This is a genomic window from Mesorhizobium sp. M1D.F.Ca.ET.043.01.1.1 (assembly GCF_003952385.1).
Classification (GTDB): domain Bacteria; phylum Pseudomonadota; class Alphaproteobacteria; order Rhizobiales; family Rhizobiaceae; genus Mesorhizobium.
In genome coordinates this window covers 502,910-523,520 of sequence record NZ_CP034444.1, presented here as the reverse complement: position 1 = coordinate 523,520, position 20,611 = coordinate 502,910, and the positions used below count along the sequence as shown (strand labels likewise).

The 20,611-nt window shown below is 63.4% G+C and carries 20 protein-coding genes; 11 read left to right on the top strand and 9 right to left on the bottom strand.

Annotated elements, in window-relative coordinates; all coding sequences use genetic code 11:
* Positions 1–23: 23 nt before the first annotated feature.
* The 4 genes from EJ067_RS02600 to EJ067_RS02585 all read left to right on the top strand — a co-directional run bounded on the left by EJ067_RS02600 (position 24) and on the right by EJ067_RS02585 (position 3,960).
* A complete protein-coding gene (locus tag EJ067_RS02600) occupies positions 24–1,211 on the top strand; it encodes an amino acid ABC transporter permease (protein ID WP_126084532.1) in 1,188 nt (395 codons plus the stop codon).
* A 4-nt stretch (positions 1,212–1,215) separates the two neighbouring features.
* Positions 1,216–2,373: an amino acid ABC transporter permease gene (locus tag EJ067_RS02595; protein WP_126084531.1), complete on the top strand. Its 1,158-nt coding sequence runs from the start codon at positions 1,216–1,218 to the stop codon at positions 2,371–2,373.
* Between the two features lie 14 nt (positions 2,374–2,387).
* Positions 2,388–3,191 carry an amino acid ABC transporter ATP-binding protein gene (locus EJ067_RS02590; protein WP_126084530.1) on the top strand — a complete coding sequence of 268 codons (804 nt, stop codon included), beginning with the start codon at positions 2,388–2,390 and terminating at the stop codon, positions 3,189–3,191.
* 103 nt (positions 3,192–3,294) lie between these two features.
* Positions 3,295–3,960, top strand: coding sequence for a TIGR02117 family protein (locus EJ067_RS02585; RefSeq protein WP_126084529.1), 666 nt, complete (start codon positions 3,295–3,297; stop codon positions 3,958–3,960).
* Between the two features lie 96 nt (positions 3,961–4,056).
* Here the strand turns inward: EJ067_RS02585 and EJ067_RS02580 are convergent, their stop codons facing one another.
* Both EJ067_RS02580 and EJ067_RS02575 read right to left on the bottom strand, forming a co-directional pair.
* Entirely contained in the window at positions 4,057–5,292 is a 1,236-nt protein-coding gene (locus tag EJ067_RS02580; protein ID WP_126084528.1) for an FAD-dependent monooxygenase, read from the bottom strand.
* A 29-nt stretch (positions 5,293–5,321) separates the two neighbouring features.
* On the bottom strand, positions 5,322–5,567 hold the full coding sequence (locus tag EJ067_RS02575; protein ID WP_126084527.1) for a zinc-finger domain-containing protein: 246 nt from the start codon (positions 5,565–5,567) through the stop codon (positions 5,322–5,324).
* A gap of 240 nt (positions 5,568–5,807) precedes the next feature.
* Here EJ067_RS02575 and EJ067_RS02570 point away from each other — a divergent pair, with 240 nt between their 5' ends.
* Positions 5,808–8,003: an RNA degradosome polyphosphate kinase gene (locus tag EJ067_RS02570; RefSeq protein ID WP_126084526.1), complete on the top strand. Its 2,196-nt coding sequence runs from the start codon at positions 5,808–5,810 to the stop codon at positions 8,001–8,003.
* Complete coding sequence (ppx, locus tag EJ067_RS02565) at positions 8,000–9,535, top strand: exopolyphosphatase (protein ID WP_126084525.1); 1,536 nt, start codon at positions 8,000–8,002, stop codon at positions 9,533–9,535. The genes EJ067_RS02570 and ppx overlap by 4 nt, the downstream gene beginning before the upstream one ends.
* Before the next feature lie 4 nt (positions 9,536–9,539).
* Here ppx and EJ067_RS02560 read toward each other — a convergent pair whose 3' ends face one another.
* The 4 genes from EJ067_RS02560 to EJ067_RS02545 all read right to left on the bottom strand — a co-directional run bounded on the left by EJ067_RS02560 (position 9,540) and on the right by EJ067_RS02545 (position 12,905).
* The gene (locus EJ067_RS02560) at positions 9,540–9,962 is read right to left on the bottom strand and encodes a DoxX family protein (protein ID WP_126084524.1); all 423 of its coding nucleotides are present in this window, start codon (positions 9,960–9,962) and stop codon (positions 9,540–9,542) included.
* A gap of 180 nt (positions 9,963–10,142) precedes the next feature.
* Positions 10,143–10,565, bottom strand: a complete 423-nt coding sequence (locus EJ067_RS02555) for a DoxX family protein (protein WP_126084523.1) — start codon at positions 10,563–10,565, stop codon at positions 10,143–10,145.
* Positions 10,566–10,770: 205 nt separating this feature from the next.
* The gene (gene fumC / locus EJ067_RS02550; protein WP_126084522.1) at positions 10,771–12,168 is read right to left on the bottom strand and encodes a class II fumarate hydratase; all 1,398 of its coding nucleotides are present in this window, start codon (positions 12,166–12,168) and stop codon (positions 10,771–10,773) included.
* A 263-nt stretch (positions 12,169–12,431) separates the two neighbouring features.
* Positions 12,432–12,905, bottom strand: a complete 474-nt coding sequence (locus EJ067_RS02545) for a cupin domain-containing protein (protein ID WP_189510686.1) — start codon at positions 12,903–12,905, stop codon at positions 12,432–12,434.
* A 110-nt stretch (positions 12,906–13,015) separates the two neighbouring features.
* Here EJ067_RS02545 and EJ067_RS02540 point away from each other — a divergent pair, with 110 nt between their 5' ends.
* Positions 13,016–13,981 (top strand): LysR family transcriptional regulator, encoded by a 966-nt coding sequence (locus EJ067_RS02540; protein WP_126084520.1) that lies wholly within the window; start codon positions 13,016–13,018, stop codon positions 13,979–13,981.
* A gap of 8 nt (positions 13,982–13,989) precedes the next feature.
* Here EJ067_RS02540 and betI read toward each other — a convergent pair whose 3' ends face one another.
* Positions 13,990–14,640, bottom strand: coding sequence for a transcriptional regulator BetI (betI, locus tag EJ067_RS02535; RefSeq protein WP_126084519.1), 651 nt, complete (start codon positions 14,638–14,640; stop codon positions 13,990–13,992).
* A gap of 81 nt (positions 14,641–14,721) precedes the next feature.
* Between betI and choX the strand changes: the two genes are divergently transcribed.
* The 3 genes from choX (at position 14,722) to EJ067_RS02520 (ending at position 17,193) form a co-directional block, all read left to right on the top strand.
* Entirely contained in the window at positions 14,722–15,660 is a 939-nt protein-coding gene (gene choX, locus EJ067_RS02530) for a choline ABC transporter substrate-binding protein (protein ID WP_126084518.1), read from the top strand.
* Positions 15,661–15,683: 23 nt separating this feature from the next.
* Positions 15,684–16,499: an alpha/beta hydrolase gene (locus EJ067_RS02525; protein WP_245468145.1), complete on the top strand. Its 816-nt coding sequence runs from the start codon at positions 15,684–15,686 to the stop codon at positions 16,497–16,499.
* Positions 16,500–16,707: 208 nt separating this feature from the next.
* Complete coding sequence (locus EJ067_RS02520; protein WP_245468144.1) at positions 16,708–17,193, top strand: sulfocyanin-like copper-binding protein; 486 nt, start codon at positions 16,708–16,710, stop codon at positions 17,191–17,193.
* 63 nt (positions 17,194–17,256) lie between these two features.
* Here the strand turns inward: EJ067_RS02520 and EJ067_RS02515 are convergent, their stop codons facing one another.
* On the bottom strand, positions 17,257–18,030 hold the full coding sequence (locus tag EJ067_RS02515) for an NIPSNAP family protein (protein WP_126084516.1): 774 nt from the start codon (positions 18,028–18,030) through the stop codon (positions 17,257–17,259).
* Between the two features lie 237 nt (positions 18,031–18,267).
* On the opposite strand from EJ067_RS02515, the gene EJ067_RS02510 reads away from it, so the two are divergent.
* Entirely contained in the window at positions 18,268–18,918 is a 651-nt protein-coding gene (locus tag EJ067_RS02510; protein WP_245468143.1) for a TetR/AcrR family transcriptional regulator, read from the top strand.
* Between the two features lie 164 nt (positions 18,919–19,082).
* Here EJ067_RS02510 and EJ067_RS02505 read toward each other — a convergent pair whose 3' ends face one another.
* Entirely contained in the window at positions 19,083–20,345 is a 1,263-nt protein-coding gene (locus tag EJ067_RS02505) for an ABC transporter substrate-binding protein (protein WP_348639513.1), read from the bottom strand.
* Positions 20,346–20,611: the final 266 nt, after the last annotated feature.

Below are 20,611 nucleotides of genomic sequence, written 5' to 3'. Positions count from 1 at the left end.
CTTCTCTTTCCAGGGGATCGTTCATGGCTTCGCAGGAAATCCTTCGTGAGGAGCCGAGTCGCGGCTCCTTCATCAATGACCCGAAAATACGCGCCCTGTTCTTTCAGACGCTGGTGGTGATCCTCCTGTTCGGTTCGGTCTGGTGGATCGTCCATAACGTCATCGAGAACCTCCAGCGCCTTCACATCGCTTCCGGCTTCGGCTTCCTGAAGGGCAGGGCCGGCTTCGACATCTCGGATACGCCGATCGCCTACACCTCCGATTCGACCTACGGCCGTGCCATCCTCGTAGGCCTCGTCAACACGATCATCGTAGCCATCGCCGGCATCATCACCGCGACCATCATCGGGTTCGTCATCGGCGTCGGCCGCCTGTCTCACAACTGGCTGATCCGCAAGATTTGCACGGTCTATGTGGAAATCTTCCGCAACATCCCGCCGCTGCTGGTCATCTTCTTCTGGTATTCGGGCGTGCTCGCGGTGCTGCCGCCGCCGCGCGAGAGCTATCACCTGCCGTTCGGTTCGTTCCTCAACCAGCGCGGCTTCTACTTCCCGAGCGCCGTCTGGGGCGACGGCTCCTGGCTGATTCTGGTCGCTTTCGTCGTGGCGCTCGCCATGGCGTGGTTCGTCGCGCACCGGGCGCGCCAGCGGCAGATGGCGACCGGTCAGCAGTTTCCGGTGTTGTGGACATCGGTCGCGCTGATCGTCGGCCTGCCCGTGCTCGCCTTCCTGCTTGCCGGCATGCCGCTCACCTTCGACTTCCCGAAGCAGTCGACCTTCAATCTCACCGGCGGCTTCCAGGTCAAACCCGAATTCCTGTCGCTCTACCTGGCTTTGTCCTGCTACACGGCGGCCTTCATCGCCGAGATCGTGCGCGCCGGTATCAAAGGCGTCAGCAAAGGCCAGAGCGAGGCCGCGGGCGCGCTTGGCCTGCGCTCCGGTCCGATCCTGCGCCTGGTGGTAATCCCGCAGGCGATGCGCATCATCATCCCGCCGCTGACCAGCCAGTATCTGAACCTGACTAAGAACTCGTCGCTGGCGATCGCCATCGGCTATCCCGATCTCACCGCCGTCGCGGGCACGGTGCTCAACCAGACCGGGCAGGCGGTCGAGGGCGTGTTCATCATGATGATCGCCTATCTGGTGCTGAGCCTCATCACCTCCGCGGTGATGAACGTCGTCAACGCCAGAATGGCGCTGGTGGAGAGGTAGAGCCATGCAGGAGCACGACTTGTCCTGGGTGCGCACCGAGATGGCGCTGGCGCAGCCGGCGCCGCCCACCGAACGCGGCGCCTATGCCTGGGTGCGCAAGAACCTCGTCGGTTCGGTCGGCGATGCCATCCTCACCATCCTCGGCATCGCCATCGTTGCCTGGATCCTGCCGCAGGTCCTCAACTGGGCCTTCATCAACGCGCAGTGGACCGGGCCGGATCGCACGGTTTGCACCACCGCCTCCCAGGGCGGCATTCAGCCCGACGGCTGGACCGGCGCCTGCTGGGCCTTCGTCAACGCCAAGTTCGGTCAGTTCATGTTCGGCACCTATCCGGTCGAGGAGCGCTGGCGGCCCATCGTGGCCGCCATCCTGTTCGTGGCGCTTTTGGCGCCGATGCTGATCCCGCGCGTGCCGCGCAAGGGGTTGAACGCCATCCTGCTCTTTCTGGCGCTGCCTGTGGTCGCCTTCTTCCTGCTGACGGGCGGCGTTTTCGGGTTGCCGGCTGTCGAGACGTCACGCTGGGGCGGGCTGCTGGTCACGCTCAGCCTCTCCTTCGTCGGCATCGCGGTGTCGCTGCCGCTCGGCGTGGTCCTGGCGCTCGGCCGACGCTCCAAGATGCCGATCATCAAATGGCTTTGCGTCGTCTTCATCGAAACGGTGCGCGGCATCCCGCTGATCACCGTGCTTTTCTTCGCCAGCGTCATGCTGCCGTTGTTTCTCCCGGCGGGCGTCACTTTCGACAAGTTTCTCAGGGCGCTGATCGGCGTGTCGCTGTTTGCCGCCGCCTATATGGCGGAGGTGGTGCGCGGCGGCCTTCAGGCGATCCCGAAGGGCCAATATGAGGGCGCCGATTCGCTCGGCCTCGGCTATTGGCAGAAGATGGGGCTGATCGTATTGCCGCAGGCCTTGAAGCTGGTCATTCCCGGCATCGTCAACACCTTCATCGGCATGTTCAAGGACACCAGCCTGGTGCTGATCATCTCGATGTTCGACCTGCTCGGCGTGGTGAAGCTGAACTTTACCGACCCCAACTGGGCGACGCCGCAAACCGCGAAATCCGGTCTTGTCTTCGCGGCCTTCGTGTTCTGGCTGTTTTGCTTCGGCATGTCGCGCTATTCAATGTACACTGAACGCCGGCTCGACACCGGCTACAAACGATAAAAGGGGAATTGGCCATGAGCACCGAAAACGCCGTCAGCGCGGAAGACATCAAGGTCGATGCCAAGAAGATGCATGTCTCGACCACCGATGTCGCCATCGACATCGTCGGCATGCACAAATGGTACGGCGAGTTCCATGTGCTGAAGGACATCAACCTCAAGGTGATGCGCGGCGAGCGCATCGTCATCTGCGGTCCGTCCGGCTCCGGCAAGTCGACCATGATCCGCTGCATCAACCGGCTGGAAGAGCATCAGAAGGGCAAGATCATCGTCGACGGCAAGGAACTCACCAACGATCTGAAGAAGATCGACGAGGTGCGCCGCGAGGTCGGCATGGTGTTCCAGCACTTCAACCTCTTCCCGCACCTCACCATCCTGGAGAACTGCACGCTGGCGCCGATCTGGGTGCGCAAGACGCCCAAGAAGCAAGCCGAGGAGATCGCCATGCATTTCCTCAAGCGCGTCAAGATCCCGGAACAGGCCAACAAATATCCGGGACAGCTCTCCGGCGGCCAGCAGCAGCGCGTGGCGATCGCGCGCTCGCTGTGCATGAACCCGCGCATCATGCTGTTCGACGAGCCGACCTCGGCGCTCGACCCCGAAATGATCAAGGAAGTGCTGGAGACGATGGTCGGCCTCGCCGAAGAAGGCATGACCATGCTTTGCGTCACCCACGAGATGGGCTTTGCCCGCAAGGTCGCCAACCGGGTGATCTTCATGGACCAGGGCCAGATCGTCGAGCAGAACACGCCGGCCGAGTTCTTCGACCATCCGCGCCACGAGCGCACGAAACTGTTCCTGTCGCAGATCCTGCACTGAGCGGATCGGACACCATTTGCGAAGCCCGGCCGCGAAACGGCCGGGCTTTTCTGTTGTTCGGGGCGATCGACTGGCTCGATTGAACGGGGGGCGCCGCATCTTGATGAGAAAGCTCTGGCGCTTCCTGGCCATGCTGGCCGTCGCGGCGGTGGTTGCCGCGATGCTCGGCACGCTGGTGCCGCGTCCGCTCTGGCCGGCGGCCGCCGCGGGTGAGGGCACTCGTCACATACTGGTGCTGAGCAACCCGATCCACACCGACATCGCGATACCGGTCGACGACGGCGTGCGCCGGCGCTTCCATTTTCTCGCCGATGCCGGCCTGCCGGTCGATGCGCCGGAGGCGCGCTACGTCGTCTTCGGCTGGGGCGGTCGCGCCTTCTATCTGGAGACGCCGACCTGGTCGGATTTGAAGGCCGCGCCTGTCCTGAAGGCGTTGACGCTCGATGCCTCGGTCATGCATGTCGATGTCGCCGGCGCGATCGCCGAGCCGCACCCGGACGTCGCCGGCTTCGACGTCGACGAGCAGCATTTCTTCGCACTTCTAGACTATATCGCCGCGAGCTTCCGACAGGGCTCGAACGGGCCGATGCTCATCGGCAATGCCGGATATTCAACTTTCGACCGCTTCTACGAAGCCAAGGGCCATTTCAACGCGCTGGTCGGCTGCAACACCTGGACGGCGGCCGGCTTGCGCGTTGCGGGCCTGCGCACCGGCTGGTGGAACCCGCTGCCGGTGTCGCTGGGGTGGTCGTTGGAGTTGCATAATTAAGAGCTGGCGGCCAGGACGGGAAAACGGCGAGCGCCTCGTTCCTTCGCGCCCCCTCTGTCCCGCCAGCCTATCCAACTTTCTCGCCCGTCAGACGTCCTACCGTCTCACAACCTTGCTCTCCTCCCACCCATACAGCCAGTCCAGATCCGCCGCGAGCTTCTCTGCCGGCCGCGTTGCAAGCACCAGGTTGCGCGCGATGGCCACCGGACCCCAGGCATGCCACGCCAGCCGGTTGAGCGCGCCGCGCCTGAGCACCGCTTCGACGCGCGGTCCCCTCAGGTTTTCCCAGACGGTGAGGCTTTGCTTCACATCGCCGGGGAAGTCGGCGACCAGATTGGCGAGCATCGAGGCGTCTTCAATTCCCATCGCCGCGCCTTGAGCCGCGAACGGCGTCATGGCATGCGCGGCGTCGCCGATCAGCGCGATTCCCTCCGGCATCGTCCAGCGCCGCTGTTCGACGGTGTGGATCGGAAACGCCGTCCATGGCCCGGCCAAGGCGGCAAGCCTCGCCAGTTCGGGCGACGTGCCGCGCATGGCTTTCGCGAGAATTGCGGGATCGGCATGGCCGGACCAGCCTTCGGCGATGCGTTCGCCCTTGGTGAAGGCGGCGAGGTTGAAGGCGCTGCCCTTGCTCACCGCATAGGCGACCATATGGAAGCCGGGATGGAGGAATGTGGTGACGCAGGCGGCGGCGCCGATCGCCGCAAAGGTCTGTCCGGCGGCGCTTTCGGCCGCCACCGTGGCGCGCCAGGCCAACTCGCCGGAGAACCGGCTTCTCGTGAAAGCGGGATCCTTGCCGGCAAGCTGTGACCTGACCGACGACCATACGCCGTCGGCGCCCACCAAAAGGCCTGCGGCAACCTCCGCGCCGCCGCCGTCTCCTTGCACCGTGACGACGATATTTTGCGGTGCCACCGCGATGCCTGTAACCCGCGCGCCGGTGACAAGCTGGATCTCGGGACGCTCCGCCGTCCGCGCCGTCAAGGCCGCTTGCAGGTCGGCGCGATGCGCCACCAGATAGGGCGCGCCCCAACGCCGTTCGCCGGCCTGACCCAGCGGCACACGCGCCAACTCGCGCAAGGTTGCGGCGTCCTTCAGCACCACCGCTTCCGGCCTGATCGCGCTCGGCCGCAACCGGTCGAGCGCGCCAAGCCGGCGCACGATGCGCGTCGCGTTGGGAGAAAGCTGGAGCCCGGCGCCCGCAGCTTCGAGTTGCCTGGCCTGTTCCAGGACCGTGACGGCATGGCCGCGCTCGGCAAAGGCCAATGCCGCGGTCAGCCCGGCGATGCCGGCCCCGGCGATGACGACCTGCCGGGACCGCGCCTCATTCATGGTCTAGCAGCCAACCAGGCGAAGCGGGATCAGGCGGCCTGGTCGATAAAGAGGCAGCCGGCAGGCTCGGTTTCCGTCGCCTTCAGCTTGGCCGAATAGCGGTAGAGCGTCGAGCAATAGGGGCAGACCTTTTCGTTGTCGTCGCCCATGTCGAGGAACACATGCGGATGATCGAAGGGCGGATTGGCGCCGGTGCACATGAATTCCTTCACGCCGATATCGATCGCCGGATGGCCCGCGTCGTTCTGGAAATGGGGAATGGTACCGCCTGCCATCGTCGTCTCCTTCAGTTCGGCCCGTTTGCATCTGGATCATAACCGGGCAGTTTGCAAGATCGATGAAATGAAACTGTCGCAAAAGGCTGGCAGAGGATAAGTTGAGCCGGTTAAACGCATGACCTTGGGAATCGGAGCGATTCCGTGACCGATCATGCGTCACAAAAGCGTGTTAGAGCGTCGATCATGCGCGCCCTGCGGTGTATGGCGCTCAAAGAGAAAGGCTGCGGACGAGGAACCATGAGCGAACTGAGGCCGGTGCAGAGCGAGTTCATCAGCGTCGAGGCGGCGAGCCCCGACGGCGGCAATCCCGACCGTTTCGTCAACCGCGAATTCTCCTGGCTGCAGTTCAATCGTCGGGTGCTGGAGGAATCGCTGAACGAGCACCATCCGCTGCTCGAGCGTGTCCGCTTCCTGTCTATTTCGGCCGCCAATCTCGACGAGTTCTTCATGGTCCGCGTCGCCGGCCTCGCCGGCCAGGTCCGCGAGGGCATCGCGCTGAAGAGCCCGGACGGCCGCACGCCCGAGCAGCAGCTCGAGCAATTGCTGCGCGAGGTCGAGCGACTGCAGGAGGACCAGCAGAAGAGCCTGTCGACGCTGATGGAACTGCTCAACAAGGAAGGCATCGAAAGCATCACCCGCGATGGCCTGACCAAGGACGAGAAGGCTTGGCTGGAGGAGCATTTCCAGGAGCAGGTTTTCCCGGTGCTGACGCCGCTGTCGATCGATCCGGCGCACCCGTTCCCGTTCATCCCCAATCTCGGTTTCTCGATGGCGCTGCAACTGCGCCACCGCAAGAACGGCGAGGAGATGAGCGCGCTGCTGCGCCTGCCGGTGGCGCTGCGGCGCTTCATTCGTCTGCCCGACCGCAAGCATCTTGTGCGCTTCATCCCGCTGGAGGAAGCGGTCGGCCTCTATATCGGCAAGCTTTTCCCGGGATATGAGGTCAAGGGCTCGGGCACGTTCCGCATCATCCGCGACAGCGATATCGAGGTGGAAGAAGAGTCGGAAGACCTCGTGCGCTTGTTCGAGACGGCGCTGAAGCGCCGCCGCCGCGGCTCCGTCATCCGCATCGAATTCGACACGCTGATGCCCGCCGAGCTGCGCGACTTCGTTGCCGGCGAGCTCGGCGTCTCGTCGAGCCGCATCAGCGTGCTCACCGGCCCGCTGGCGCTCAACCAGATTTCCGAGATCGTCGCCATCCCGCGCGACGACCTCAAATTCACGCCCTACAATCCGCGCTTTCCCGAGCGCATCCGCGAGCATGGCGGCGACTGCCTGGCCGCCATCCGCGAGAAGGACATCATCGTCCATCACCCCTACGAATCCTTCGACGTGGTGGTGCAGTTCCTGCGCCAGGCGGCGGCCGATCCGGAAGTCGTCGCCATCAAGCAGACGCTCTACCGCACCTCGAACGACAGCCCGATCGTGCGTGCTCTGATCGACGCGGCCGAGGCCGGCAAGTCGGTCACGGCGCTTGTCGAGCTCAAGGCGCGTTTCGACGAAGAGGCCAACATCCGCTGGGCGCGCGACCTCGAGCGCGCCGGCGTCCAGGTCGTGTTCGGCTTCCTGGAATTGAAGACCCACGCCAAGATGTCGCTGGTGGTGCGCCGCGAGGACGGCAGGCTACGCAACTACGTGCATCTCGGCACCGGCAACTACCATCCGGTCACCGCGCGCATCTACACCGACCTGTCCTTCTTCACCACCGACCCGACGATCGCGCGCGACGTCGCGCAGGTCTTCAACTTCATCACCGGCTATGCCGAACCGGCCGAGGAGATGCGGCTTGCCGTATCGCCCTTCACCTTGCGCAACCGCATCCTGAAGCACGTCGGCGAAGAGATCGTCCATGCGCGCGAGGGCCGGCCGGCCCGCATCTGGATGAAGATGAACGCGCTGGTCGACCCGACTATCATCGACGCGCTCTATGACGCCAGCCGTGCCGGCGTCGAGGTCGATCTCGTCGTGCGCGGCATCTGTTGCCTGAGGCCGCAGGTGCCGGGTCTCTCCGAGAACATCAGGGTGAAGTCGATCGTCGGTCGCTTCCTCGAGCACAGCCGTATCTTCTGTTTCGGCAACGGCCACGGGCTGCCGTCCGACGAGGCGATCGTCTACATCTCATCCGCCGACTTGATGCCGCGCAATCTCGACCGCCGTGTCGAGACGCTGGTGCCGATCACCACTCCAACTGTGCATGAACAGGTGCTTGGCCAGATCATGCTCGGCAACGTCATGGACAACCAGCAAAGTTTCGACGTATTGGCTGACGGCACCTCCCGGCGCGTCACGCTGGAGGAGGGCGAGGAACCGTTCAACGCGCAGGAATATTTCATGACCAATCCGAGCCTTTCCGGACGGGGTGACGCGCTGAAATCGCATGCGCCAAGGCGCATTGCCCAGTTCAAGCGCCGCAAGAAGAACGGCGCCGCGTGATTTCTATTTCCCAGGGCCGGCTCCAGGACCGGCGGCCGCTGTCGATCATCGACATCGGATCGAACTCGATCCGCCTCGTCGTCTATGAAGGGCTGGCGCGTTCGCCGACGCTTTTGTTCAACGAAAAAATGCTGGCCGGCCTAGGCCGCGGCATCGTGTCGACAGGCAAGCTCGATCCCGAGGCGGTGACGCGCTCGATGGAGGAGTTCCGCCGTTTCCGCGCGCTTTCGGATCAAGCCGGCGCCGAGCATATGTATGTGCTGGCAACCGCGGCCGCCCGCGAGGCGGTCAACGGCCCGGATTTCATTCACCGCGCCGAGGATGTGCTGAAGACCGAGATCCGGGTGCTCTCCGGCCGGCAGGAGGCGCATTACTCGGCGCTCGGCGTCATCTCCGGCTTCCACCCGGCCAACGGCATCGCAGGCGACCTTGGCGGCGGCAGCCTGGAACTCATCGACATCAATGGCGAAACGATCGGCGACGGCATCACGCTGCCGCTCGGCGGCCTGCGCCTGCAGGACATGGCGAAGAACTCGCTCGTCCAGGCGCAGAAGATCGCGCGCCAGGAACTGGCGCGGGCGAAGCTCTTGAAGGGCGGGCAGGGCAGGGTCTTCTACGCCGTCGGCGGCACCTGGCGAAATCTCGCCCGGCTGCACATGGAGATGAACAATTATCCGCTCGGCGTCATGCATCATTACGAGATCGCCGCCGATAGCACCCAGACCTTCCTCAGGCAGGTGGCCAAGGGCGAAGTCGAGAAGGTCAAGGGCATCGAAGGCGTTTCCAAGAACCGCCGCTCGCTGCTGCCCTACGGCGCCGTCGTGCTGCAGGAGATCATGGCGGCGATGCAGCCGTCGAAGATCGTTGTCTCGGCCCAGGGCGTGCGCGAAGGCTTCCTCTATTCCCTGCTCGACGCGGCCGAGCAGAGGGCCGATCCGCTAATCTCGGCGGCGGAAGAGCTGGCGCTCCTGCGCTCGCGCTCGGTCCACCACGCGCATGATCTCGTCGAATGGACCGGCAAGGCTTTCAAGGCCTTCGGCATCGATGAGACGGTGGACGAAGCACGCTACCGCCATGCCGCCTGCCTGCTCGCCGATATCGGCTGGCGCGCGCATCCCGAATATCGCGGCCGGCAGTCGCTCAACATCATCGCGCATGCCTCCTTCATCGGCGTCGACCATCCCGGCCGCGCCTATCTGGCTTTGGCCAGCGCCTACCGCCATGACGGCATCTTCAACGACGGCATTGCGCCCGAGATCAAGGCGCTGGCGCCGCCGCGCATCCTCGAGCGCGCTCGCGTGCTGGCTGCGATGATGCGCGTCGTCTACCTGATGACGGCGGCGATGCCCGGCGTGATGCCGAGGCTGAAATGGGAAAACCGCGGCAACGGCGCGCTGGCGCTGGTGCTGCCGGCCTCGCTCACCGATCTCTATGGCGAGCGCCCGGCCGGCCGCCTGGCGCAACTGGCGCGCATCACCAACCGCCGCCTGGTGCTGGCGGTCGAGGGCGGGCCAAGCGTTTCGGTAAAATAGCGGATCACGTCACCTCGGCGCCGATTCCGAAGCTGCGGCCATCCGCCGACCAAGCGCCGGCGCCGGCCATGGCCAGCGCCAGGAAGCCGCCGGCAATGGCGATGTCCTTCATCAGCATCTGCTGGTGCAGGAAGGCGAGCGTGGCGTCGTCGGCGCCCTGGCCGTAATGGCCGATGAAACCGGCGACGATGGCGAAGGCGGCAAGCAGAAGTGCCACGATCCGCGTCTGGAAACCGATCAGGATCAGCAATCCGGCGATCAGCTCGAAAAGGCCGGTGCCCCAGGCGGCTAAAGTCGGCAGCGGCAGGCCGAGGCCGGCGAAATAACTCGTCGTGCCGGCGATGTTGGCGAGCGCCTGAAAGCCCGAGGGCACGAACAGCGCGGCAAACAGCAGCCGCGAGATAAGAAGCAGTGCATTGCGAAACATTGCAGCCTCCCTTGCAGGCATTCCTTTCGGAATTGCGCCCGCCTTTGCAGTTTACGCCTGCCGTCAAGAAAACGAAAAAGCGGCGCGGAAAATTCCGCGCCGCTTTCATTCAGGCCTGGGAGGAAAGGCCGGGAACAATTCCGGGAAACGATCTTCGCCGGGAATTGCGTCAAACAAAGATCAGCCGCGCTTGGCGTCGATCGAGTAGGCGCCGGCGCCGGAGGAGGCGAGCAGGATGAAGCCGCCGGTGATGGCCAGGTTCTTCAGGAACTGGATCATCTGCATCTGATCGGCCCAGCCGGTGTGGGCAACCAGCCCGGTGGCGATCGTGAAGATGGCGAGCACCCAGGCGGCGATCCGCGTCTGGAAGCCGACGAGAATGGCGAGGCCGCCGAGCAGCTCAATCAGGCCGACGACAACGGCCGTTACGGTCGGCACGGGCAGGCCGAGGGCGCCGAAGTAGCCGGCGGTGCCGGAAATGGCCGTGAGCTTGCCGAAGCCGGAAAGCAGGAAGATGACCGCAAGCAGGATGCGGCCGAGCAGGATGGTGGTGGAATTGTTCGATGCGGCGCCGGCACCTGCGGCGGAAGTGTTGATGGACATGGCGAGTCTCCGAGTGGGTTGAATGTCCAGTCAGATAGACGATGGAGACTGTTCACCAAAGCTGTCTATGCGGCGACACATTGTTCACAGGTTCTATGTTCCTGTGATCGCTCGGTCGGCGCGAAATTGATGTCGCAATGTTCGATGGCGGGAGCAAATTGTCCCGCCGCCAAATACTTCACAGCCCAAGGATACGAACCAGCGCTTACCCCGGATGCGTCATATCCGCGGGCCGCACCAGCCGGTCGTAATCGGCTTCGCTGACCAGTCCGGTGGCCAAAGCTTCCTCGCGCAGCGTGGTGCCGTTCTTATGCGCGGTCTTGGCGATCTTGGCGGCGTTGTCGTAGCCGATGGTGGGGGCGAGCGCCGTCACCAGCATCAGCGAACGCTCGAGCGCCGCCTTGATGTTGTCCTCGCGCGCCTCGATGCCGACGACGCAATTGTCGGTGAAGGAGACGGAGGCGTCGGCGAGCAGCTGCACCGACTGCAGGAAGTTGTAGGCCATCAGCGGGTTGTAGACGTTGAGCTCGAAATGGCCCTGGCTGCCGGCGAAGGTGAGCGCGGCGTTGTTGCCGAACACCTGCACGCAGACCTGCGTCAGCGCCTCGCATTGGGTCGGGTTGACCTTGCCAGGCATGATCGAGGAGCCCGGCTCGTTTTCCGGCAGCGACAGTTCGCCAAGACCGGAGCGCGGGCCGGAGCCCAGCAGGCGGATGTCGTTGGCGACCTTGAACAGTGCAGCCGCCGCCGCGTTGATCGCGCCATGCGAGAACACCATGGAATCATGCGCCGCCAACGCCTCGAATTTGTTCGGCGCCGTCACGAAGGAAATGCCGGTGACGGCAGCGATGCGGTCCGCGACCTTTTCCGCAAAACCCACCGGCGCGTTGAGGCCGGTGCCGACCGCGGTGCCGCCCTGCGCCAGCTCCTGCAGGCCTGGCAGCGTCTGCTCGATGCGCTTGATCGAAGACGCGACCTGGGCGGCATAGCCGGAAAACTCCTGGCCGAGCGTCAGCGGGGTGGCGTCCTGCGTGTGGGTGCGGCCGATCTTGATGATGTGGTTGAAGGCGCGGGCCTTGGCGTCGAGCGCCTTGTGGAGGTGATGGAGCGCTGGGATCAGATGATGCGCGACCCGCTCGGCGCAGGCTATGTGCATGGCCGTCGGATAGGTGTCGTTCGACGACTGGCTCATATTGACGTGGTCGTTGGGATGCACCGGCTTCTTGGAACCCATGACGCCGCCGAGCATCTCGATCGCCCGGTTCGAAATCACCTCGTTGGCGTTCATGTTGGACTGCGTGCCCGAGCCCGTCTGCCACACTACCAGCGGGAAATGGTCGTTGAGTTTGCCGTCGATCACTTCCTGCGCGGCGTCCACGATCGCCTTGCCGATGGTGGGATCGAGCCGCTTCATCTCCATGTTCACTTCGGCCGCCGCGCGCTTGACGACACCCAGAGCGCGCACGATCGAGGCCGGCTGCTTTTCCCAGCCGATCTTGAAATTGCCCAGCGAACGCTGCGCCTGCGCGCCCCAATAGCGGTCGGCCGCCACCTCTATGGGACCGAACGTATCGGTCTCGGTTCTGGTCTTTTCAGCGCTCACGGCAAGTCTCCGATCTGTCGATTTGGCAAGGGCGTATCGCGTTGCACAAATGGCATCAAGCGGAGATTACGGGCGGGCAGGATGCAAATCGGTTGAAGGGTATAGCCTCTTCCTTCTCCCCCTTGTGGGAGAAGGTGGATCGGCGCGCAGCGCCGAGACGGATGAGGGGTGTTCCAGCGGAGTGAGACGCTGGCTTTCCCTGGAGCACCCTCATCCGTCGCCTTCGGCGACACCTTCTCCCACAAGGGGAGAAGGGAAAGCGGTCAACCCATCGGCGCTCCAACAATATCGATCCCGTTCTCCCCGCAAATCCTTGTCAGCGCCGCGATCATCTCAGGCGTCGGGTGCGAAAGCGGCGGCAGGTCCGGCCGCTCGGCGGGGCGACTTGCCTTGCGCACCATCGTCTCGAAATCCGAACCGCGCGTGACAGTCAGCGTGCGCGCGCCTTCGGCAGACTCGACCTTAAATGTGTGCGGCAGGCCCTTCGGCGCAATGATCGTTTCGCCGGCGCCGGCGACCCGCTCACGGCCATCGACAATGAAACGTATCCGTCCTTCCAGGATATGGAACACCTCGTCCTCGTTGCGGTGCACATGCAGCGGCGCGGAATCGCCATAGGGCAGGCGATGCTCGATGACGCAGATGCCGTCCTCGCCGTCCGCCGACGAGACCTGGATGGCTACGAGCGTGTTGTTGAACCACAGGAGCTCCTTGCCTGCGATGGTCCGGTTGATCATTGTCACGATGTCTCTCCCTTGTGTCGGGCCGGCGAAACGGCGTCGATGCGACCTAACCAGGGGTGGGCGGACGATGGAAATCGAATGATCGTATGGGCTGAATTGATGCGATGAATTTGAAAGCACTCGATCTCAATCTGGTGAGAGTCCTCGACGCGCTTTTGCGCGAGAAAAGCGTGACGCGCGCGGGCGAGCAGATCGGCCTCAGCCAGCCCGCCGTCAGTGCGGCGCTCAACCGCCTGCGCCATGCGCTGAACGACCAACTCTTCGTGCGCCGCGGCAATGACATGGTGCCGACGCCGCGCGCCGAAAGCCTGGCCGAGCCGGTGCGTGCGGCGCTGCGCGAGATCGAGCGCGCCTTCCAGCCGGCGACGGACTTCGATCCGGCCAGGCTGGAGCGAACCTTCACCTTCATGGGCGCCGATTTCTTCTCCATGCTCTTGATGCCGCCTTTGGCCGCGCGCATCGCGGCGGTTGCGCCTCGCATATCATTCCGCTTTCTGGACAGCGCTATCGGCGACGTCTCGAGGCTGCTGCAGGAGGATCAGATCGACGCGGCGCTGGAACGCCCGCTGGAGGTTGCCGACTGGGTGTCCAGTGTGGCGCTGTTCGGCTCGCCCTTCGCCGTCATCGCGGCGAAAGACAACGCCGCGCTTCGCCAAGCGGGCATCGCACAGGGCAAGCAGGTGCCGCTCGACCTGTTCTGCGAATTGCCGCACGCGCTCCGCTCCATCGACGGCTCGATGTCGGGCTTCACCGACGACGCGCTGGGCAGGATGGGCCGGGTGCGTCGCGTCACGCTCGCCTTGCCGCACTTCCAGGCCGTCGCGCTGGCGGTGGCGGGCGGGCCTTATCTGGCCGTCGTTCCAAGGCAGTTCGCGGCGGTGGCGACAAAATCCCTGCCGATCTGCGTCTATCAGGCGCCTATTTCGATCCCTTCGCCCGCGGTGAGGATGTACTGGCACGCTCGCCACGACGACGAGGCGCCGCATCGCTGGATCCGCGAGCAGATCCTCGCCGAGGTCGAGGCGCTTGGATTCAAGGACGGGGATGGCGCGGACGATGCCGGCGTGTAGGACCGGGTTTATCCGGCCGAGGCCAGGCCGACAGGTGCCTGCTGGCGCAGGGCGAGGCGCCCGGCGACATAATCCGTCACCTGGCGGACCGCCTGTTCTCGCGTGACGCTGCCCGGCTGCAGGCCGAGCCTGAGCCACAGCCCGTCGATCAAGGCCGTGACGCCGAGCACGATCTCGTCGGCCGCCTCCGGCGATGCGAGGCCGCGCAGGCCGGACAATAGGTTCGAGCGCATGCGCGCGTGGATCACCTTCTGGATGCGCGCCAGCTTCTCGTCGCGCGGCACCTCGGCGCAGAGCGACAGCCAGGCATGGCAGAGCGGCGGTAGGAACAGATGCTCCTCGAAATTGCCCTCGATCACCGCATCCAGCCGCTCCATCGGCGTCCGCGCCCGCTTGAGCCGTGCCACCACTGCATTGCACAGCACGGCGTTTGCCTCGCGCATCGCGTGCTCGAACAATTCCTGCTTGTTGCGGAAATAGTGAAGCACGATGCCTTTCGAGGCGCCGGCCTGGGCCGCGACCTTTTCCAGTGTCGCGCCGGCAATGCCTTCGCGCTCCAGCACCGCGAAGGCCGCCTGCCGCAACTCCTTGCGGCGTATGTCGCTGAGACGCGTGAGCTTCACCGGATGGATCCATGCATGACGAATCCATGTTGACATTTTCGTCCGTCCAGATCAATGATTGACCAATGGGACAATAAATAGACCGAAAGGTCAAACAGGCCGATGAGGAGAACCGGAATGCTGCGCATGCTTGCGAATAGTGTCTGTCTCGCTGCCTTGATGGTGGCTGCTCAAACGGCTTATGCGGCCGAGCCAGAGCAGTGCAGGGTGGTGCGCATGGCGGAGCCTGGCTGGAACGACCTCGCCTTCACCACGGGCGCGGCCAAGGTCCTGCTCCAGGCGCTCGGCTACGAGCCGCAGAGCGAGGTGCTCGGCATCAACGTCATCTACGAAGGCATGAAGAACAAAGACCTCGACCTGTTCCTCGGCTACTGGGATCCGGCCATGGTCACCTACTACGAACCCTACAAGAAGGACGGCTCGATCGAGAATGTGCGCGTCAATCTAGTCGGCGCCAAATACACCTTCGCCGTGCCGACCTATGTCTGGGAAGCCGGCGTCAAGGACCTGTCGGACCTGCACAAATTCGCCGATAAATTCGGGAAGAAGATGTACGGTATCGAGCCCGGCTCCAACCAGCTGATGATGGACGCCATCGCCGACCCTCAATTCCAGCTCGACGGTTGGCAGGTGGTCGAGTCCAGCGAAGCCGGCATGCTCTCGGAGGTCGGCTACGAGATCAAGGAGAAGCAGTTCATCGTCTTCCAGGGCTGGGCGCCGCATCCGATGAACACGATGTACGACTTCAAGTACCTGACCGGCGGCGACAAGTTCTTCGGCCCGAATTTCGGCGCCGCGACGGTGACGACACAGGTGCGCAAAGGCTTTCTGCAGGAGTGCCCGAACGTCGCGCAGTTCCTGAAGAACCTCACCTTCGACATCGATCTGGAGAATGTCGGCATGGGCTACCTCATCAATGACGGCATGAAGCCGGAGGAAGGGGCGCTGAAGTCGATCACCTTGAACAAGGATCGCCTCGACGCCTGGCTTGCAGGCGTCACCACGTTCGACGGCAAGCCCGGCCTTGCCGCGGTCAAGGAAAAGCTCGGACTGTGAGGCCGGCGGCATTGGATCTGCCGGTGCCGGCGCAGGAGGCCGAGCAGCGCGCCTGGGCTGGCCGCAAGCGGTTCGCCGATGTCGGTGGCCTCGATTTCGCCTATGTCGAGATCGCCGGTTCGGAGCCACCGCTGCTCTTGGTTCACGGCTTCACCGATACCAGTCGCAGCTTCTCGCTGCTGGCGCCGCATCTTTCCGGTCGGCGGCTGGTGATGCCGGACCTGCGCGGCCACGGCGCCTCGCAGGCGGGCAGGGGCTTTGGCATCGCTGACTTCGCCGACGATGTCGCCGGATTGATCCGGCGCCTGCGGCTCGAACGGCCGGTCGTCGTCGGCCATTCGCTGGGCGCCATGGTGTCGATCGCGCTAGCCGCGCAGCATCCGGAATTGATCGGCGGACTGGTTGTCGTGGCTGGCACGCTCAAGCCCGATTTCCAGCCGGACCATCCGCTGGCGGCCGGTGTGGCGGCGCTACGCGATCCGATCTCGCCTGCCGATCCGTTCTATGACTGGTGGCATCAATGCGGGCCCGGCGTGCCGCGGGCCTTTCTTGCCGGCATGGCAAAGGACGCTTCGGCGATGCCTGCGGCCCGCTGGCGCGCCATTCTGGAAGAAATTCGCCGGACCGATCTGGGAGCTGCGGCGCGTGCCGTGCGGGCCCGGACGCTGATCATAGCGGGCGCCTGCGATCCGCTCTTCGGGCAGGCACACCAGCAGGTTTTGGCTGAGGCGCTCGCCGGCTCACGTGTGGTGTTGGCGGAGCATTGCGGCCACAACCCGCACTGGGAGGACCCGGCTTTTATCGCCGAAGTCTTAAGCCAGACCCTTCGGGGCTGGTGATATCCTGCTGGATTCGATCTCGGAGATCCGCTGAGTATCCATCGGTCGGGCGGTTCATTAAGGCCCGGAAGGTTTGATTCAGCGCAAGGCTGAGGGTGACCGGAGGTGAAACCATGCAGTTACCGTTGGGCCGTTCGTTGGTTTCGCGGCCCTTAGGCGGTCGATTGCCGGTGTCGATTCACCGGTGTCTGCTGGAAGGAACTTCGCTGTGAAAAGGATCGTAAGCAGTGCAGCACTGGCGCTTGCCGCGATTGCGATGGCTGGCGCTGCTCAGGCTGCCCGTACTGTTCAGGTTTCGTTGTGGGACAAAGGGGCCAACACGCCCATGACCACCGGCTTCGCCTATGGAACGCCAAATGTCGACATGTCGAAGGCAACCATGGGGATGACGGCCAAGCCCGCGACAGTGAAGGCCGGCAAGATCACCTTCAAGGTGAAGAACAGTTCCAAGGATACCATCCACGAAATGATCGTGATGTATCGTGCGGATCCCAAGGACCCGCTCCCCTATATTGATGCCGAGAACCGGGTCGATGAGGACAAGGCCGGCGACAAGGGAGAGGTTTCGGAGCTCGACCCGGGCGCTTCGGGCACGCTTACCGTAGACCTGAAACCTGGCAAATACGTGCTCATCTGCAATGTTCCCGGTCACTTCGCGACGGGCATGTGGACAGAATTCACAGTCAAGCCATAGCAGCCGAACCGGGCGAAGCGGCTGACATTCCGCATCTGTGGGCAGGCAGCCTGCCGGCAGGGATCACCGGCCGACCAGCGATCGGGACGTCGGCGAAAGCAGAAGCACCTGGGACGGCTTCGTGAGGCTCGGCTCCAAAGCTTTGCGGAACGCCTGTGATCCCGAGGCGGCGAGGGCGACCTTGCATCGATCGTGTGCCTCTTTGTCGTCGAAACCGGTGACGAAGATGAAGACGTTTTCGCCTGCCTGCACCGGCAGCCGCGGAAAGGTGTTTTCGGCATGCTCGCTGACGAAGGCACCGACCAGGCGTGCGCCGTTTGCCGTGAGTTGCGGAACCGCTTCCGCCCGAAAACGCTCGGCAAAGTCAGCTTCCGTGCCCGGGTGCAAATGATGAATCTTTATCTCAACAATGCTGTCTAAATGGTCGTCCTGGCTCCTGTTTTCGATTTCGCAGGCGGTCGGCCGTTTCAGCCCCGACAGGTTGAACTCCGCGCCCTTCCATGCCGGCTTCAGCAGCAGCACATCGTCGGAATCAATCATCGTCGCATTGGCGGCGTCGCGGTGCTCGGCCCACACCGGTCCGCCATAGAAGGCGGTGAGCGCGTTCCTCCTTGCCTGCATATCCTCGAAGCCCCGCAGCCAGACGAACATGTCGGGGCGGTCGAGATCGCGGAATTGGCCGATGATGGTCATGCCGACCGCTTCCTGGCTTTCGATGAACTCGCGGTCGAAGAGGTCGATCAGCGTTTCGCGCCGTCCGGGATTCAGCGTGTACTGCCTGAGTTCCACGATCGGTGACGCAAGGCGTGCAGAGGTTTTGTTTCGAGCAAGGTCCATTGTCGACTCCAAAACAGGGTGATCATCCTGTTTTGTAAAACAGACCGGTTGTCCTGTTTTGTCAATCTGCTATTTCTCTCTTCCTTCTCCCTTTGCGGGAGAGGTGGATTGGCGCGCAGTGCCAAGACGGATGAGGGTGCCGGACGGAACGCCGTCCTTGCCAGGCCGGAGCGCCCTTCATCCGGCTTCACTTGGTTCGGGCACCTTCTCTCCCAAGGGAAGATGGAGGAGATGGCGATGCGCCAAAAACGCACCAACGACCCGGAAGGCATGCGCCGGCGCGTGCTCGACGTGGCGGAGGAATCCTTCCAGGCGCGCGGCTATCATGCCTCGAGCCTCGGCGACCTGATGGCGGCGGCCGGCGTCACCGGCGGCGCGCTGCACCACCATTTCCCGACCAAGAAGGCGCTGGCGCTGGCGGTGATCGAGGAGCGCGTGGCGGCAGCGGTCCAGGAGACCTGGGTCGAGCCGGTCCGGGCGGCGCCCTCGGCCCGCGAAGGGGTGCGCACGGTGTTTGAAGCGGTTGCGGCGCAGCTCGAGCGACAGGGCTATGTGCGCGGCTGCCCGCTCAACAACCTGGCGCATGAGCTGTCGCTCGCTGATGCCGATTTTCGTATTGCGCTGGCCGACATCTTCGCCGGGTGGCGGCTGGCGATCGCCGACAAGCTGCGCACCGACCAAGAGGGCGGCGGGGAGGGCGGGACCGATCCGGATCGCTTCGCGGCGCTCACCGTCGCCGCCTATTCGGGCGCCATGTCGATGGCCAAGACCGCGCAGGACGCTGGCCTGCTGCGCGATTGCCTGAAGGAGTTGCAACAGGCCAGGTCCCCAGCTTCATCCCCGGTCACAGCGAGGCGGCGCCGCAGGGTGCTGCGCAGACCATCTTGATGCCGGAACGCCGCCCGCTCTGTCCCAACGGCATCAAACATCCTAGTAACTCATTGATTTCCTGTGTCGTTTCGATTTCGAAGTTCGCTCGGAGCGCTATATAGAAACAATGCGACCTTCGAAATCACGACACACGAGGCCGTCGCTGACCTCAAACTCGTGAACTAGGAACCGTTTGCTCCGCTAGCCATGCTACTGTTGAAGGATACCGGGCCAAGGTACCCGTCAGCAGGCAGGCAACGTACCTTGACACCAACGATATCGTCCCAGCCGTTGGTTATGACGTCTCTCGCCCTCTCCTGGTCCTTGAGTGCTGGGAATATCGGGTCGACATCGTACCCCTCATGGTCGAGGTGCCGGAGCCTTTCGCGCCAATCGATAGGGACCGATCCTCTACGCGCGAGGTCCGCGAACCGGATCGGATAACAATGGCCTTTCAACAATGCGAGCTGCACCTCATCTGAATAGAGGTATTCTATCCATAGCCGAGCAGCGTTTGGATGCGGAGCATAGGCGCTGATCGCCTGGACATAGACACCCGCAGCGACGCCGGTCCTTGGCCTGATGACTTCGATCCTCGTTTTCCCCCTGAGCCGTTCGCGGTCGCCGAGCGCGAGGTAGTCCCAGCGAACGAGGATCGGCGTGCGGCCGTCAGCAAGTGAGTTGGTATCACCGATGATGGGAACGAAATTTCCCTTTCCATTGAGATTGGCGAAGAACTTCAGCCCCTGAGCAGCGGCTTCTTCGACGTTACCCTTAGCCGCCGACAAGCCTGCGGCGAACACGCTCTGGACTGCTTGATTTGAAGAAATATTGCCGGCGAGGCCGACCGAATTCCTATACTCCGGCACGGCAAGATCCGCCCAATCCTGTGGCATCTTGGTGACGAGGTCAGCGTTGATCTCGAACGCAAGGACTCCGTAATAGCGGCCACACCAATACCCTTGCGCATCCTTGGCGGCTTCCGGAATTGTGTCCCACGTTGACACTTTGTACGGCTGCAACAAGCCATCCTCCTTAGCCGATGAGGCGAAGGACATGCCAATGTCGACTACATCCGGGGTCTGGGAGTCGGTCTTGGCTCGCCCAGCCCTGATCGCCTCAATCTGATCGGCTGAGCTGCCATTGGGCCGGAGTTCGTTGATTGTCAGACCGTATCTCGCCTTGAACCCGTCTATCACGACGCCGTATTCGCACCAATCGCGAGGCAATGCTATGACGGTAAGCTGCCCTTCCGCTTTGGCGGCCGCAACCAGGTCTTCCATTGCATCGACCGGCGCTGCAACGGCACAGACCGACACGGCACCCGTTGATAGGGCGGCTCCAGCCAGACCTGCTGCCTTGAGCGCATCTCGGCGATTCATCGTTCGCTGACCAGCGGCAGGTTCAACCCTCGTTGGGTGTTCTTCTGATGATCCATGTTTCATGGCCCAATTTCCTCCGTCGGCTTGCGGTCGATGCAAGTTCCTCCGCGTCGATCGTCTTGGTATCGATCGCGGTCCTGAAGGTGGGGGCGAACACCGGTTGGCGACGCCTCTGAGCGACTATGGCATATTGGGGAATTTGGCGATATGCGCAGATTATGACCCGAATACGTCGAATCTGTTCCAGTGTCGTTTCGAGTTCGCTCGGACCGCGATATCGCAATAATGCGAACTTCGAAATCACGACACTGGCGCACGACTCGGAGGTT